The 16931-nt window shown below is 30.4% G+C and carries 13 protein-coding genes; 10 read left to right on the top strand and 3 right to left on the bottom strand.

Features of this window, described 5'->3' with window-relative positions:
- Nucleotides 1-147 precede the first annotated feature (147 nt).
- The 3 genes from DR024_RS14950 to murC form a co-directional block, all read right to left on the bottom strand.
- Complete coding sequence (locus DR024_RS14950) at nt 148-1368, bottom strand: NupC/NupG family nucleoside CNT transporter (protein WP_099314259.1); 1221 nt, start codon at nt 1366-1368, stop codon at nt 148-150.
- A gap of 49 nt (nt 1369-1417) precedes the next feature.
- Nucleotides 1418-2236, bottom strand: a complete 819-nt coding sequence (locus tag DR024_RS14945; protein WP_055254901.1) for a purine-nucleoside phosphorylase — start codon at nt 2234-2236, stop codon at nt 1418-1420.
- Nucleotides 2237-2442: 206 nt separating this feature from the next.
- Nucleotides 2443-3819: a UDP-N-acetylmuramate--L-alanine ligase gene (gene murC, locus DR024_RS14940; RefSeq protein ID WP_027098520.1), complete on the bottom strand. Its 1377-nt coding sequence runs from the start codon at nt 3817-3819 to the stop codon at nt 2443-2445.
- Between the two features lie 204 nt (nt 3820-4023).
- Between murC and purR the strand changes: the two genes are divergently transcribed.
- The 10 genes from purR (at nt 4024) to DR024_RS14890 (ending at nt 16807) form a co-directional block, all read left to right on the top strand.
- The gene (gene purR, locus DR024_RS14935) at nt 4024-4839 is read left to right on the top strand and encodes a pur operon repressor (RefSeq protein ID WP_027098519.1); all 816 of its coding nucleotides are present in this window, start codon (nt 4024-4026) and stop codon (nt 4837-4839) included.
- A gap of 126 nt (nt 4840-4965) precedes the next feature.
- Entirely contained in the window at nt 4966-5253 is a 288-nt protein-coding gene (gene spoVG / locus DR024_RS14930) for a septation regulator SpoVG (protein WP_027098518.1), read from the top strand.
- A 370-nt stretch (nt 5254-5623) separates the two neighbouring features.
- On the top strand, nt 5624-6991 hold the full coding sequence (gene glmU, locus DR024_RS14925; protein WP_099328428.1) for a bifunctional UDP-N-acetylglucosamine diphosphorylase/glucosamine-1-phosphate N-acetyltransferase GlmU: 1368 nt from the start codon (nt 5624-5626) through the stop codon (nt 6989-6991).
- Nucleotides 6992-7045: 54 nt separating this feature from the next.
- Nucleotides 7046-8005 carry a ribose-phosphate diphosphokinase gene (locus tag DR024_RS14920; protein ID WP_027098516.1) on the top strand — a complete coding sequence of 320 codons (960 nt, stop codon included), beginning with the start codon at nt 7046-7048 and terminating at the stop codon, nt 8003-8005.
- Between the two features lie 190 nt (nt 8006-8195).
- The gene (locus DR024_RS14915) at nt 8196-8882 is read left to right on the top strand and encodes a response regulator transcription factor (protein WP_027098515.1); all 687 of its coding nucleotides are present in this window, start codon (nt 8196-8198) and stop codon (nt 8880-8882) included.
- Nucleotides 8883-10298: a HAMP domain-containing sensor histidine kinase gene (locus tag DR024_RS14910; protein WP_027098514.1), complete on the top strand. Its 1416-nt coding sequence runs from the start codon at nt 8883-8885 to the stop codon at nt 10296-10298. It begins immediately after the preceding gene.
- 16 nt (nt 10299-10314) lie between these two features.
- Nucleotides 10315-11433 carry a S1C family serine protease gene (locus DR024_RS14905; protein WP_027098513.1) on the top strand — a complete coding sequence of 373 codons (1119 nt, stop codon included), beginning with the start codon at nt 10315-10317 and terminating at the stop codon, nt 11431-11433.
- Nucleotides 11434-11601: 168 nt separating this feature from the next.
- Nucleotides 11602-12177 (top strand): aminoacyl-tRNA hydrolase, encoded by a 576-nt coding sequence (pth, locus tag DR024_RS14900; protein ID WP_111919098.1) that lies wholly within the window; start codon nt 11602-11604, stop codon nt 12175-12177.
- Nucleotides 12178-12191: 14 nt separating this feature from the next.
- Nucleotides 12192-15698, top strand: a complete 3507-nt coding sequence (mfd, locus tag DR024_RS14895) for a transcription-repair coupling factor (RefSeq protein ID WP_055184217.1) — start codon at nt 12192-12194, stop codon at nt 15696-15698.
- Nucleotides 15699-15793: 95 nt separating this feature from the next.
- The gene (locus DR024_RS14890) at nt 15794-16807 is read left to right on the top strand and encodes a peptidylprolyl isomerase (RefSeq protein ID WP_027098510.1); all 1014 of its coding nucleotides are present in this window, start codon (nt 15794-15796) and stop codon (nt 16805-16807) included.
- Nucleotides 16808-16931 lie beyond the last annotated feature (124 nt).

Raw genomic sequence — 16931 nt, 5'->3', positions numbered from 1 at the left:
AATAACTTACAAATATATAAATATATAAATATAACAATAAAAAAATATATGAATATATAAATATATAGGTTATATAGGTGAAAGCAGAGTTGATGAGGTTAGAATAAATAGAAAAGCGAGTATTGTAAAATAATACTCGCTTTTCTATTAGAATAATATTCCTGCTATTGTAGCTGTTAAACAAGTTGCTAATGCACCACCAAGTAATGCTTTAAAACCTAATTTAGCAATCGTTCCTTTTTTGTTTGGTGCCATAGCTCCTATACCACCAATTTGAATTGCAACTGAACTAATGTTGGCAAATCCACAAAGTGCATAAGTCATAATTAAAATTGTTTTCTCTTGTAGTACTCCGCTTGCTGATAGAGCTGAAAGATCAGAGTAAGCAACGAATTCATTAATCATAACTTTTTGGCCTAATAAGCTACCAGCTGCTGATAAATCTCCAGTTGGCACTCCCATTACAAATGCTAGTGGGGAGAAAAGTTTACCTAAAATCCAGTTTAAACTTAATTCAGGGAAACCAAATAATCCACCAACTAAACCAATTAAGTAATTAAATAAAGCAATAAGTGCAACAAAAGCTAATAGCATTGCAGCAACATTAAGAGCTAACATTAAACCATCACTAGCACCATTTGCAGCAGCTTCAACCACATTTGAAGCAGTCTTTTCAACTTCAATATTAGTTATATCCTTTGTTTCAGGTTCTTCAGTTTCTGGAACTAGCATTTTTGCTAAAACAAGTCCAGCTGGTGCAGCCATTATACTAGCAGCTAGAAGGTGACCTGCATTAATTCCCATTGCTACATATCCAGCCATAACACCACCGGCAACAGTTGCCATACCACCAACCATGATAGCCGTCATTTCTGATTTAGTCATAGAGCTTATGTAAGGTCTAACTAATAAAGGTGCTTCTGTTTGCCCTAAGAATATATTACCAACAGCACTAAGTGTTTCTGCTCCTGATGTACCAAGTAATTTACATATTCCCTTAGCTATAAACTTAACTATAGATTGCATTATTCCTAAGTAATAAAGAATTCCCATTAAAGCTGAGAAGAATATAATTGTTGGCAATACATTTAAAGCAAATATTGAACCAAAAGTAGCTTGATCCGTAAGGTTACCAAATAAGAAGGTAGTACCTTCAGCAGTAAAATCAAGAATTCTTGTTATAAAACCACTAGCAGCTTCAAATACTTTTCTACCAAATGGAACTTTTAATATAATTAAAGCAAATATTATTTGTAGTCCTAATCCCGTAGCTACAAGTCGCCAATTAATTTTTTTCTTATTTTCTGAAAATAAATAAGCTATTCCTAAAATAACGATAACGCCTAAAATTCCAATAAATCTGTCCAATTTAATTTCTCCTTTGTTATACTAAAATTTTATCATTTGTTTGTATTTTTTATAATCTTTCGATTAAAGATGTCATAAGATTTATAAAATTATTTTTTGCCATATTTGAAGTTTCTATAACTTCTTCATGATTTAAAGGTTGATCTAAAATTCCTGCAGCCATATTTGTTAAACAAGATATTCCTATAACATTCATACCAGAATGTTTAGCAATTATAACTTCTGGAACTGTAGACATACCAACAGCATCAGCCCCCATAACTCTAACCATTCTTATTTCTGCAGGAGTTTCATATGTAGGACCACTCATCATTGCATATACTCCTTCTTTAATATCAAGACCTTGAGATGAGGCAACATCCTTTACTAAAGATACTAAATTTTTATTATAAGCTTCTGACATATCAGGGAACCTAACTCCAAATGAATCAAGATTTCTACCTATTAGTGGATTTGAACCAGAAAGATTTATATGATCAGTTATTATCATAAGATCTCCTGGACTAAATGATGTATTTACGGCACCTGCGGCATTAGTAACAACTAATGTTTTAACGCCAAGAAGCTTCATAACTCTTACTGGAAAAGTGACATCAGTCATGCTATATCCTTCATAAAAGTGGAATCTTCCTTGCATAGCAACAACTATTTTACCTTTAAGTTTACCAATAACTAGACGTCCTGCATGCCCTTCAACAGTTGAAACTGGGAAGTTTGGTAAGCTACTATAATCATAGTATTCAGCGTCTTCAATACTATCAGCCAATGAACCTAATCCAGAGCCTAGTATTAGCCCTATTTCAGGGGTATACTTGCTCTTTTTTTGGATAAATTCTACGGCGGTTTTGATATTGTTTAATAAATCCATAAAAATCACTCCTACTTATATTTTGTTATAAATTATTAATTTTATAAGTCTAATTTTAAATAACTACTATAGCTTATAAAAAAGATGAAGATTTTTCAATGATAAATAAAGGATTTTTATATAAATTATGAGAGGAAAGTTTAGGGTATAACAAAAGACATTATCTAAAATAATAGTATTTTAGATAATGTCTTGATTTTTTTGTTCTATTTTCCTAATATTTTATCTCCAACAATAACTACATCCCCTGCACCTACTGTTAATATAATATCTCCACTTTTTGCTTTTGATTTTAAGATATTAGCTGCTTCTTCATGAGAATGAGCATTGGTACATTTTATTCCTCTAGCTCTTATTGCATCACCTAGTTCATCTGATGAGACTAGACCTGTATCTGCTTCTCTTGCAGCATATATGTCCATTAAAATAAGTTCATCACAATTATCGAAAGCTGTTGTAAATTCATCAAATAAAGTTTTTGTTCTAGTGTATGTGTGTGGTTGGAATACACAATAAACTTTATTATGCTCAACTTTTTGAGCTGTATTTAATGTGGCTTTTATTTCAACTGGATGATGTGCATAGTCATCTATAATTGTTATGCCATTAATTTCACCCTTATATTCGAATCTTTTATGAGCACCCTTGCATTTCTTTAGACCAGATATTATCTTATCAGTTGGAATGTTAAATATTAAACCTGTAGATATAGCTGAAAGGGCATTTAATACATTGTGTTTTCCTGGATTTGATAAGGAAACATTGAATAACTCCTTATCTTTTTCATAAACAGTAAATGTTGCACAACCTTTATTATCATAAGAAATATTTTTAGCAACGATATCTTCATTATCAAAGCCATAGCTTATAGTATTACAGTCTGCTTTATCTAATATAGCCTTTACTCTGTGGTCTCCCCCGTAACCTATTAAGTATCCATCTTTAGGTATTAGATGAGAGAATTTTTCAAATGTTTCTGCGATATGATTTATATCTTTGTAGTAATCTAAGTGGTCTGCATCTATGTTAAGAATTATTCCAACGTATGGGAAGAATTTTAAAAATGAAGCTTTATATTCACATGCTTCAGTAATAAAATAATCACTTTGACCAATTCTATAATTACCGTTAATTACATCTAATTCTCCACCGACTAGTATAGTAGGGTCTAGATTTCCTTCAAGAGTTATATGTGAAATCATAGAGGTACATGTAGTTTTGCCATGAGTACCAGCAACTGCTACATTATATTTATGACCTTTCATTATTAATCCTAAAAATTCTGCCCTATCCATTAATATTAAGTTCTGCTTCTTAGCCTCTATAATTTCAGGATTACTGTCGGGAATTGCTGCTGTATATACTACTAAGTCAACATCAACTAAGTTTTTACTATCATGACCTATGTATATTTGTGCTCCTTTTTTTCTAAGTTTATCAAGAATTGCAGACTCTTTAGAATCAGAACCTGAAACCTTATATCCGTTATTTAATAAAACAGCGGCTAATCCGCTCATACTGATTCCACCAATTCCAATGAAGTGGATTTTCATATGTTTATCTTTTATAAAATCAAATGACAAGTTATCATCCCCTTTTTCTTAGTACATTTATAATTATATACAAATTTTATAAAATGAACACACATTAGGGTAAAAAAATACCATTCTACAAAATTAGTGTTTAAAAGCTATTGATATTGGTAAAGATATGGAATAGAATATGAATATTAGGAGTTGTTTATAATTGGATAATTCGTGTAATTATGAAAAATGTAGGTGATATAAATGGAAAAGTTAAGTAGAAATAGTAGGGTTGTAGCTATTACAAAGTTATTATTAGAAAACCCTAATAAAATCTTAGGATTAAATCAATTTTCGGATTTATTAAATGCAGCAAAATCAACAATAAGTGAAGATATAGTTATAATAAGAGAGTTGTTAGAAAAACTTGAAATGGGAAGAGTTGAAACAATTTCTGGAGCAGCTGGTGGAATAAAATTTATTCCTATTATAGGTTATGAAAAAGGAAACAAATTTGCTTTAGAATTATGTGATTTACTTAAAGATGACGGAAGAGTTATTGCAGGTAACTTTATATATGTTACTGATGTTATGTACAATCCTCAAATTATAGGTAAAGCAGGAGTAATATTATCATCATGTTTCAAAAACATGGACATAGATTACGTAATAACAGTTGAAACAAAGGGGATACCTCTTGCATATGAAGTTGCTAGAAATTTAGGTGTTCAACTTGTTATAGCAAGAAGAGATACTCAAGTTACTGAAGGCCCTACGGTAACTATAAACTATGTATCTGGAACAAGTGGAAGACTACAACAAATGTCCCTATCTAAGAGATCTATGAAGCCATCAAGTAAGTGTATTTTTATTGATGACTTTATGAAGGGTGGAGGAACTGCTCAAGGAATTAAAGACTTGCTAAAGGAATTTGACAGTGAATTAGTTGGAATAGGAGTTCTTATAGATAATAAGCAAGTAGAAAAAAAATTAGTTGATGATTATGTTTCTATTGTAGAACTAAATTCAGTAGATAAATCTTCAATAATAGAAGTACAACCATCAGAAATGTTTTCTTAATAAATCAATGTTTTAGTGGAAATATGATGCAAAACTAAATTTTCTAAATTTATTTTGAATAAAAAGAGGAATTTGGGAGGAAATGGAGAATTATATTACCATTAAGGCAACTGGAGGTGTAGTGCAGTGCAAATCACAGATGTTAGAATCAGAAAGATTACTACTGACGGGAAGATGAAAGCTATAGTTTCCGTTACTTTTGATAATGAATTCGTTGTACACGATATTAAAGTTATTGAAGGTCAAAATGGATTATTTATTGCTATGCCAAGTAGGAAGACACCAGATGGGGAGTTTAAGGATATAGCGCATCCTATAAACACAGACACTAGAGAGAAGATTCAAGGTTCTATATTAGATGCTTATGAAAAAGCGCTTAATGAAGAAACAACTGAAGAATCAGTGAGTGAATAATTTATTTGCTAAAATAAAAGGAAGTAGTACTTCCTTTTATTTTTTTTACTATCTAGGAAGGTAAAAAAATTTAATTTTCTATAAATCAAAGTTATTGTTACATTTTCATATTATAAGATATAAAATAAAGGATAATATTTTTATAATTTCATTACTTTAAGTATGAAGGAGATAGATATTTATTTTTCTGTTACTTGGAGCTTGATATGGAACAGGTAAACCAATAGCCACCCCACCTTTTTTGATTTTATAGAATTATGCAAAAATTTGCGAAAGGTTGAAATGATATAGTTATTCAAATATAATAAAGTAAGTATATATAGTTTACTTAGTTATTTTATATAATAAAAGAAAGTTTTGAGGTGGTATTGTGTATAAATGTGCTCTTATTCTAGCAGCTGGTCAAGGAAAGAGAATTAAATCAGATATTCCAAAGGTATTACACAAAGTTTGTGGAAAAGAAATGGTGAATCATGTTATAGACAACATGAGAAAAGCTTGTATACAAGATGTTAATGTAATTGTAGGAAAAGGTGCAGAGCTAGTAAAAGAAGGCACAAAAAGTAGATGTGTATCTTACTCATTGCAAGAAGAGCAATTAGGAACTGGTCATGCTGTAAAGTGTGCTAAGAGTTTCTTAGAAGGAAAAGATGGTGTGGTTGCGATATTTGCAGGAGATGCACCACTAACTAAGGTAGAAACTATAGAAAAATTAATGAATGAACATATAGAGAAAAACAATTCTGCAACTTTATTATCTGCTTTTGTAGATGATCCTACTGGATACGGTAGAATTATAAGAAATGGAGATGAAGTTGTAAAAATTGTAGAACATAAAGACTGTAACGAAGAAGAGCTAAAGGTTAACGAAATGAATGCAGCAATGTATTGTTTTGATATAAAAGAACTTTTATCCTCATTAGAGAAGCTTTCTAACAATAATTCACAGGGTGAATATTATTTAACTGATGTTATCGGAATACTAAAAGAAGCTGGTAAGAGGGTTGGGGCTGTAGTAGCTGATTATGAAGATACTATAGGTGTAAACTCGAGAGATCAATTAGCAGAAGCTGAAGAAATATTAAGAAGCAGAATAAACAATATGCATTTAGAAAATGGTGTAACATTAATAGATCCAAAGACTACTTATATAGGAACAGACGTTGAAATAGGAAAGGATACTATTATATATCCTAATAATATAATTGAAGGAAAAACAGTTATAAAGGAAAACTGTACTATTCTACAAAATTGTAGAATAAAAGATAGTATTATAGAAAGTGGTGTCGAAGTCCAAGCATCAGTAGTATTAGAAAGTAAAATTGGAGAAAATACTACAGTTGGACCATTTGCATATATTAGACCAGAAACTAGTATTGGTAAAAATGCTAGAATAGGTGATTTTGTAGAAATAAAGAAATCGACTATTGGCAATGAAACTAAAGTATCTCATTTAACATACATAGGTGATGCAGAAGTGGGAAGTGGATGCAACTTTGGTTGTGGAACTGTTGTTGTAAATTATGATGGAAAAGAAAAGCATAAAACTGTTATAGGCGATAATAGTTTTATAGGATGTAATACTAATTTAGTATCGCCAGTAAAGGTTGGAGATAATACTTATATAGCTGCAGGCTCAACTATAACTTCTGAAGTAAAAGAAGGAGATCTTGCTATAGCTAGGACTAAGCAAAGAAATATTGAAGGTTGGGTTAAAAAGAGGGGTTTAATAAAATAATATAGATTATACCAAAAACTAAAGAGTACTAATTTTAAGGAGGTCCCCAAATATATGCTAACTCATGGCAAAAATATAAAAGTTTTTACTGGAAATTCACATCCTGAATTGGCAAATGAAATTGCTAAGATATTAGGTGTACCAATGGGTGCATCAAAAGTATCAACATTCAGTGATGGAGAAATATCTGTTGATATTAATGAAACTGTAAGAGGTGCTGATGTATTTATAGTGCAATCTACTTGTTCACCAGTTAATAATAACTTAATGGAGTTGTTAATAATGATAGATGCATTTAAAAGAGCATCAGCAGGTAGAATAAATGCTGTTATCCCTTATTATGGATATGCAAGACAAGATAGAAAGGCTAAATCAAGAGATCCTATAACTGCGAAATTAGTTGCTGATCTTTTAACCGCTGCAGGAGCAGATAGAGTTTTAACTATGGATCTACATGCTTCACAAATACAAGGATATTTTAATATTCCTGTAGATCATTTAATGGGAGCACCAATATTAGCTAAACACTTTGTTAAAAAAGGATTAGCTGATCAAGATGATGTTGTAGTAGTTTCACCTGATTTAGGAAGTGTTACCAGAGCAAGAAAGTTTGCTGATAGATTGCATGCACCAATAGCTATAATTGATAAGAGAAGACCAAAGGCTAATGTTTCAGAAATAATGAATATCATTGGTGAAGTTGAAGGTAAGAAATGCATTCTTATTGATGATATGATAGATACTGCTGGGACAATAGCAAATGCGGCAAATGCACTTAAGGATTTAGGAGCAACTGCTGTTTATGCATGTTGTACACACGGAGTTCTTTCAGGACCTGCTTTTGAAAGAATCAATAATTCTGCAATAGAGGAATTAGTAATGTTAAATACTATTACTTTACCAGAAAATGTAGAAACAGATAAGATAACTTCTCTTTCAGTAGCACCTATTTTTGCAGAAGCTATTAAGAGAATATATGATGATGAACCAATAAGTAAGTTATTCGAAGAATAAATACATAATTAAAAAGTGTTCTAGTTGATGTTTTGTGTCAATTAGAACACTTTTTTTCTTTAGGAATTTATAGTGTAGGGATGTATGTTTTCTAGTGAATAATTTGTAACATTTGTATCTAAAGTATATATATTTATTGGAAATAGTGATAAATTTATAGTTAGAGTTAATAAGAAGGAGAGGATTATTCATGGATGGTAAGTTAGGCAAGGTATTAGTAGTAGATGATGATAACAATATTTGTGAAGTACTTAATATGTATTTGAAAAGTTCTGGATATGATACAAGAGTAGTTTATGATGGGAAAAGAGCCCAAGAAGAATTTATAAATTACAAGCCAGATTTAGTATTACTAGATGTTATGATACCTAGCGTTGATGGTATTGATGTATTAAAGTGGATAAGAAGAGAAGGAAGTACTCCTGTAATAATGCTAACAGCAAAGGGAGATACATTTGATAAAGTTTTAGCATTGGAACTTGGGGCTGATGATTATGTAGTAAAGCCATTTGAGCCTAAAGAATTAATGGCAAGAGTTAAGGCTGTAATGAGAAGATATTCTATTGATAGTACAAACAAAGAAGTGTTACATTTTAGTGAATTAATAGTAGATGTAAATTCATATAAAGTTGAATACAAGGGTGGAGAGGTTAAGATGCCTCCTAAAGAATTTGAATTATTGTATTATTTAGCATCTAATAAAAATAAAGTGTTCACTAGAGAGCAACTTCTATGTGAAGTATGGGGATATGATTACCCGGGAGATTCTAGAACAGTAGACGTTCACGTTAAGAGACTTAGAGAAAAGCTTAGTGGAGGAGAGGATTGGCAAATAGAAACTGTATGGGGAGTAGGATATAAGTTTGAGGTGAAGTAGATGAAGAGAAAGGGGTTAGTATACAAGCTTATAATAACATTTTCTGGTATTCTAGCTTTAATACTAATAACGCTTGCATTAGTACTTTCCTTATGGTTTAAGAACTACTTTTTTAGACAAAAGATACAGGAGTTGGATAGACAAAGTAAAGTTATATCTGATTCTGTTCTTTCCTATCTTAATGGTAAGGAGAATTCAAAGCAAAATGAACTAAAGGATTGTATAAGTTTTGTTGGCAATTCTATGGATGTTGATATCTTGATAACTGACAATATTGGGTATGTATATGAAGTATCTAGTGATAAGTTCATAGAAAATAAGTATACGAATATAGGCGTATCACAAAAAAATATGGATAAATTAAAAAGTGGTTTAGCTATTGAACACGGTGGAAGAGAGATTATGAAAACATCACCACATACTTATTTAAAACCTATATTTCAGGATAGCTATTTTCGTGGAATTATAGTAATGATAACATCGGAACAGAGTATAAGAAGTGGATTAAAACATGTATATGAAATTGTTTGGTTGTCTGCAATAGTTGCTGTAATAGTAGCTGCAATAATAATATATTATTTTGCAAAAAAAATAATAATAAATCCACTTAATGAAATAAATATAGCAGCTAGAAGATTAGCTAGGGGAGATGTAGGAAAAAGGGTAAATATAACCTCAAATGATGAAATAGGAGAACTTGCACATTCCTTCAATGTTATGGCAGAATCTATTGAAGAATCAGATAAAAATAGAAGAGATTTTATATCTAATGTTTCTCATGAATTAAGGTCGCCAATAACTTCTATAAAGGGATTTGTCGCAGGAATATTAGATGGGGTTATACCTAAAGATAAGGAAAATTACTATCTAAATATTGTTTATGATGAAATAAGGAGATTATCTAGATTAGTTATCGACTTATTAGATATATCTGCTATGGAGGAAGGAAAATTCAAACTTAATATGGTTGAATTTGATATTAACATATTGATAAAGCAGTGTATTGCAAAGTTTGACGGGAAAATAAGAAATAAAGGAGTTAATGTTGAGGTTACTTTTGGGAGAGAACATGAATTTGTATATGCAGATAGAGATAGGCTAATACAGGTATTAACCAATATAATTGATAATGCTATGAAATATAGTAATGATAATGGAAATATAAAAATTACAACTAATGATAAAGGAAGTAAGGTATATGTAAGTGTATTTAATAACGGACCTTTATTAAAAGATGAAGAATTAGCAAGAATATGGGATAGGTTTTATAAATCTGATAAAGCCAGAACTAATAAAGACAGTACAGGGTTAGGACTGCCTATAGTTAGATTAATATTAGCTCAGCATGGAGAAGACATTTGGGTTAACAATGAACAAGATGGAGTAAGATTTACATTTACTATATCTAAGATATAGTTTTTGGAGGGGTTTTATGAGTGACGAAGAAAATGGGAATAGAAGTCAAGAAAATGAGTCGCAAATATATTTTAGAAAAAGAGTAAGATACTTTAGAATTAAAAATATAGTTATAATTATATGTTTTATACTTATTGCAGCCATAAGTGGAGCCATATCTGCAAAAGTTATAATTCAAAAAAGTTTTTCGAAGGAAAATGTTTTAAATAGTACAACGCAAAATTATGGGATTAATAAAGATTCCTTACAAAAGAGCTTTTCTGAAGCAATAGAGAAGGTATCATATTCTATGGTTAGTATTTCTAATGAGGAGAGCAAACTTTCATATAATACATATGAAGAAGAAAATGTAACAGGTATAGCCATAAGAAAAGAAGGATACATAATTACAAGTTATGCAAGAGTTAAAAATTTCAAGGATATTTATGTGAATGTGACAGCACCAGGTATTAAGCCCACAAAAGGTGATTTAGTAGCCTATGATAAAACAGCAGATATAGCATTGATAAAAATAGATTATGATAATTTGGTACCAATAGAAATAGAGGAATGTAACAATTATAAAGAAGGGGAATTTATTGTATCAATAGGAAATGCTATGTCGGATAGTTATGTAGGCATATCTTTGCCTGGAGTAATAACATCAACGAATGATAAAGTAAAGGATGATAAAGGGAATGTATATTCAATAGTTCAAACTAATACAGTTATTAATAAGTTTAATGACGGTGGAGTGATATGTAATATGAATGGTAAGTTAATTGCCATGAATAGTAAGTTTATAGATAATAAGTTTGGTGAAGATGACTTGAGTTTCGCTATAAGTGGAAATGAAGTTAGCCATATAGTAGAAAGATTAATAGAAAATACCGATATATTAGGAATAAATAGGGGAATTGCCTTGAGTGAAAAACAAGAAAATGTTAAAGGTGTATATGTTGCTACTGTAAAAGCTGGAGGAATTGCAGATAAAGCTGGAATAACTCCTACTGATATAATAATTAATATAAATGGGGTTGAAGTTGATAAACCGGAAGATATATATAAATTAGTTAAGGATAAAGACCCTGGTGATATTGTTAAAGGTACTATACTTCACGATGGAATAAAAACTAATATAGAGTTGGTCATGTAATAAAAAGAGATCATATGAAGATCTCTTTTATTTTTAGATATTTTGTACAGTTTAAATATAAAGTAACTTGGTTACTTTTTTATTTTTATTATAATTGGATATTTTAATAGTATAATATTATTTAGTATAATTATTTAAGATAATAATTGAAACAAAAGGAGAATAGGTATGTTTTTAATAGTTGGACTAGGAAATCCAGGGAAAGAATATGAAAATACAAGACATAATATTGGTTTTGATGCTATAGATAAAATTGCTGAAAAGTATAATATAGAATTAAATAGGATAAAATTTAAAAGTGTCTATGGAGAAGGATTCATAGGCGGTGAAAAGGTTATACTTTTAAAGCCTACAACATATATGAATTTAAGTGGAGAAAGTTTAAGGGCAATAATGGATTTTTATAAACTTTCTAATGAGGATGTTTTAGTGCTTTATGATGATATAAGTCTAGAAGTTGGAAGAATAAGAATAAGAGAAAAGGGTAGTGCAGGTGGACATAATGGTATAAAAAGCATAATTGCTCATTTAGGTTCTGATATTTTCTCTAGAATAAAAATAGGGGTAGGACAACCTAAATTTGATCTAGTTAATCATGTATTAGGAAAGTTCTCTAAAGAAGAAAGAGAAGTGTTGGAAGAAACTTTAAAGGCTGTTGTTGATTCGGTAGAAGTTATAATTAAGACTGATACTAAAGAGGCAATGAATAGATTTAATGGGTTTATACCAAATAAGAAGATTTAAGGATGGTGCGTAAAATGAGGTTGAGAGGGTTAATGGAACCCTTAATAAGTAGTGAAGAATTTATTGAGCTGGAATCATATATAAAAGGTGATAAACATCCTATAGAAATTGAAGGATTATCGGAATCAGGTAAATCCTATGTGATAAATGGAATATATGAAGTTAGTAACAAACCTGTTGTTATAATAACTAATAGCGATATGGAAGCTAAGAATTTATATGAAGATTTAAATTTATATTTAAGCAATGTATATTATTTCCCAGCTAAAGAAATAGTGTTTTATAATGTTGATGCAATTTCAGGAGATCTAAGATGGGCAAGGCTAAATGTAATAAAAGAAATATTATCAAATAATAAAAATATAATAGTAACATCAATTGATGCATTTGCAGCTAGATATACTCCAAAAGATCTTTTTAAAACACATACAGTTAGTATTAGTGTAGGTGATGAGGTTGATTTTAAGGAGTTATCTAAGATACTTGTTGAAGCAGGTTATGATAGAGTTGATGTTGTAGAGGGAAAAGGAGAGTTCTCACTTCGTGGAGGGCTCTTAGACTTGTTCCCTACAAATTCTATATATCCATATAGAATTGAATTGTTTGGTGATGAAATAGATTCTATAAGAACCTTTAATACAGAATCTCAAAGAAGTATTGAGAAAGTTAATTGTATCGAAGTTTTCCCTGCAAAAGAAATTATAATAGATGATGAAATTATAGATTATGCATTAAGTAACATTAGAGAAGAATTAGACTTAACATTAAAGAATAATAAGGATAAAGAAAGAGGTATTAAGTTAAATACTATTATTTCTAAGAACTTGGAAGAGCTAAGAGAAACTCATGATTTTGAAACTATAGATAGCTATTTACCATTGTTCTATAAGAAGAGTGAGAGTTTATTTGACTACTTAGAAGATTATATATTTGTTCTTGATGATAAGGTAAGATGTCTGGGTAAGTTAGATAGTACCTACTTAGAGTTTAATGAAAATTACTCTATTTTTCTTCAAAGGGGAGATATACTACCTTCTCAAGGAAAACTATTACTTGAGAAAGAAGAACTTATTGACTTATTAGAAGAAAAGATAAATATTACTATGGATGCAATTAATAAGGGAGGGGGATTCTTATCCCCTATAAGGAAGATAGAGATTAATTCTGCTATTTTGCATCATTATCAAGGTCAATTGGATTTGCTAATTGAAGATATTTTAAAGAAGAAAAAAGACGGGTATAGAACAGTTATATTATCAGGTACACGAGTTAGAGGAGAAAGGCTCGTTTCTACACTTAGAGAAAGAGAAATAGAGAGTAGTTATAGAGATAATATTGAATCTATAGCATTAGGAGAAGTTGTTATAACATTTGGAAATTTATTAAAGGGATTTGAGTGCCCTAAGTATAAAACCTGCGTGATATCAGACAAAGAGGTATTTGGAGAAGCTAAAAGAAAGCTGTCTAAAAGCAAAAGTAAGAGCAAAGGTGTATCTAAAATAAAAAGCTTTGCTGAATTAAAACCTGGAGATTATGTAGTACATGTAAACCATGGAATAGGTGTATATAAGGGGATTAAACAAATAGAGGTTAGTGGACATAAGAGAGATTATCTAGATATTGTATATGATAAAGGTGATAAGTTATATGTGCCTGTTGATCAATTAGATTTAGTCCAAAAGTATATTGGAAGTGAGGGAAAATCCCCTAAAGTAAATAAACTAGGTGGAGCAGAGTGGCAAAAGGCTAAGAGTAAAGTTAAAAAATCTATCAATGAAATTGCAGAGGATTTAGTAAAACTTTATGCTGCAAGAGCTGCGGTTAAGGGATATAAATATTCAAAGGATACAGAATGGCAAATGCAGTTTGAGGATGAATTCCCGTTCCAAGAAACACCTGATCAACTATCATCAATAGAAGAAATTAAGAAGGATATGGAATCAGACAAACCAATGGATAGATTACTTTGTGGTGATGTTGGGTATGGAAAAACAGAGGTTGCTTTAAGAGCAGCATTTAAAGCTGTAATGGAAGGGAAACAAGTAGCATTTCTTGTTCCTACTACAATATTAGCTGAGCAGCATTATAAAAATATGATTAAGAGATTTTCAGATTTTCCAATTAAAATAGATATGGTAAGTAGATTTAGAACTACTAAGGAACAAAAAAGTACTTTGCAATCTGTAAAAGAAGGTAATGTAGATATTTTAGTTGGAACTCATAGATTGGTTTCTAAAGATATAGTATTTAAAGATCTAGGGCTATTAATAGTAGATGAGGAGCAACGATTTGGTGTTGCACAAAAAGAGAAAATTAAGAATCTAAAGAAGAATGTAGATGTTCTTACTTTAAGTGCTACCCCTATTCCGAGAACATTACATATGTCTTTAACTGGTGTTAGGGATATATCTGTAATAGAGACACCACCAGAGGAACGTTATCCTATACAAACTTATGTTGTTGAGCAGAATGATCAATTAATTCGAGATGCAATTATGAGAGAAATAGGTAGAGGTGGTCAAGTATACTTTGTATACAATAGGGTAGAGGATATTGAAAAAATAGCTAACTACATTAAAAATCTTGTTCCTGAAAGTAGAGTTGGAGTAGCTCATGGACAAATGACAGAAAGACAATTAGAAAAAGAAATGCTAGATTTTATGACTAATGAATATAATGTACTTGTATGTACAACTATAATTGAAACTGGAATTGACATTCAGAATGTAAATACAATTATTATATATAATGCAGATAAAATGGGATTATCTCAGTTATATCAGTTAAGAGGAAGAGTTGGTCGTTCTAATAGAATAGCATATGCTTACTTATTATATACAAAGGATAAAGTTTTAACTGAGGTTGCAGAAAAAAGGCTAAAAGCTCTTAAAGACTTTACTGAGTTAGGTTCGGGCTTTAAGATAGCTATGAGGGATCTTGAAATTAGAGGTGCTGGAAACATGATGGGATCTGCACAGCATGGACATATGGCTGCTATAGGATATGACTTGTATTGTAGAATGCTAGAAGATACAGTGAAACTAATTAAGGGTGATATTGATAAAGAACCTATAGAGACAACGGTGGACTTAAAAGTTGATGCATATATTCCATCATCATATATAGAAGATGAGATGCAAAAAATAGAAGTATATAAAAAGATTGCAGCTATAGAAAGCATAGACGAGTATATGGATATAAAAGAGGAGCTAGAGGATAGATATTCAGATATTCCAGATCCTGTTTATAACTTAATGGATATTGCATACATAAAGAGTAGAGCTAAGTTATTATCCATAGAAGAAATAAAAGAAAGCGGAAATGATGTTAGCTTTAGATTCCAAGCAGGAGACAGTGATTACGAGAAGATATTTAAAATAATAATAGAGAAGTATAAAGATAGTATAATGCTGAAGTTTGGGGAAGCACCATCCTTTATATTTAAGCTAAAAGATCAAAAGAAAGAAAACATGTTAGCTTTCTTTAAAGAGATGTTAGAAAATTTAATAAAAAATAAATAAATACAGAAGGTATTTGTATTTGAAATGACACATTAATATTGTATACTTATACTGTATAAATTTTACTTAATAAAGAGAAAAGTGAGGGAATAGCTTTGAATAAGATAAAAAGGTATGTGACTATGGCTGTAGCCGGTATAATGATGTTTTCTTTAGCTGGATGTAATATGATAGAAAGAACACCAGAATCAAAAAGAAAAGTTGTATTAGCTAAGGTTAACAATGAGAAGATTACAAGAGGAGATTTAGATGATTCTATGAAATCAACATTAGAGTATCTAAAGACTCAATATGGAGAAGACTTTGAAACTAATGAAGATATAAAAGAAGATTTAAAATCTGCTAGAGAAGAAGAATTAGATTTTATGGTACTTAGAGCTTTACTTGTACAATATGGTAAAGATAATAACTTGCTTATGACTGATGAAGAAGCTAAAAAGAAACTTGATGAGCAAATACAAGCGTTAATAAAGGTAGCAGGAAGTAAAGAAGCTTATGAAAAAGAAATAAAATCATCTTATGGAATGACAGTAGAAGAATATGAAGCATTTCTTAAGGAGATAGTTATTGCAAGTGATGTTAATGACAAGTTAAGAGAAGAAGTTAGTAAAGATGTAACAGTTTCGGATGAAGAGATAAGTGAATATTATGAAAAGAATAAGGCGTCAAAATATACAACAAAAGCAGGTGCTGATACTTATAATATATTATTAGATTCTGAAGAAAAGGCTAAGGAAGTAAGAGCTCAAATTAAAAATCTAGATGATTTTAAAAAGCAAGCAGATACTTATAACACAGATTCTACAAAAGGCAAAGGTGGATATTTAGGCTGGGTAGAATATGAAAATAGCGGAATGGTGGAAGAGTTTGATGCAGCATTTAAGAAGTTAAAGAATGGAGAAATATCTCAACCAGTAAAATCTAAGTTTGGATGGCATTTAATAACTGTTGCAAATGTTCAAGGGGAAGAAAAAGTAAAAACTCTAGAGGAAGTTAAAAAAGAAGTTAGTGAAGCTATTAAATCAGAGAAAGTAACTGAAGCTTATAATAAAAAGATTGAAGAGTTAAAGAAAGAATATAATGTAAAAACTTATACTGATAGATTTTAATAGATAGGAAAAGTAGGGAAACTAATCCCTACTTTTTTTATTTATATAAATATTGGCTATATGTGAATAAAATTTCTAAGAAGTCAAATAATAATAGTGCTACAAATTAATTAGTTTTTTAAGG

This window comes from Clostridium paraputrificum, from assembly GCF_900447045.1.
GTDB classification, from domain to species: domain Bacteria; phylum Bacillota; class Clostridia; order Clostridiales; family Clostridiaceae; genus Clostridium; species Clostridium paraputrificum.
The sequence above is the reverse complement of the archived record's forward strand: the minus strand, read 5'-3'. Positions and strand labels throughout refer to the sequence as shown.

Excerpts from the sequence above, each read along its gene's own strand:
- DR024_RS14945 (WP_055254901.1), bottom strand. The coding sequence starts at position 2,236 with ATGGATTTATTAAACAATATCAAAACCGCCGTAGAATTTATCCAAAAA.
- purR (WP_027098519.1), top strand. The coding sequence starts at position 4,024 with ATGGAAAAGTTAAGTAGAAATAGTAGGGTTGTAGCTATTACAAAGTTA.
- DR024_RS14920 (WP_027098516.1), top strand. The coding sequence starts at position 7,046 with ATGCTAACTCATGGCAAAAATATAAAAGTTTTTACTGGAAATTCACAT.
- DR024_RS14915 (WP_027098515.1), top strand. The coding sequence starts at position 8,196 with ATGGATGGTAAGTTAGGCAAGGTATTAGTAGTAGATGATGATAACAAT.
- DR024_RS14910 (WP_027098514.1), top strand. The coding sequence starts at position 8,883 with ATGAAGAGAAAGGGGTTAGTATACAAGCTTATAATAACATTTTCTGGT.
- DR024_RS14905 (WP_027098513.1), top strand. The coding sequence starts at position 10,315 with ATGAGTGACGAAGAAAATGGGAATAGAAGTCAAGAAAATGAGTCGCAA.
- pth (WP_111919098.1), top strand. The coding sequence starts at position 11,602 with ATGTTTTTAATAGTTGGACTAGGAAATCCAGGGAAAGAATATGAAAAT.
- mfd (WP_055184217.1), top strand. The coding sequence starts at position 12,192 with ATGAGGTTGAGAGGGTTAATGGAACCCTTAATAAGTAGTGAAGAATTT.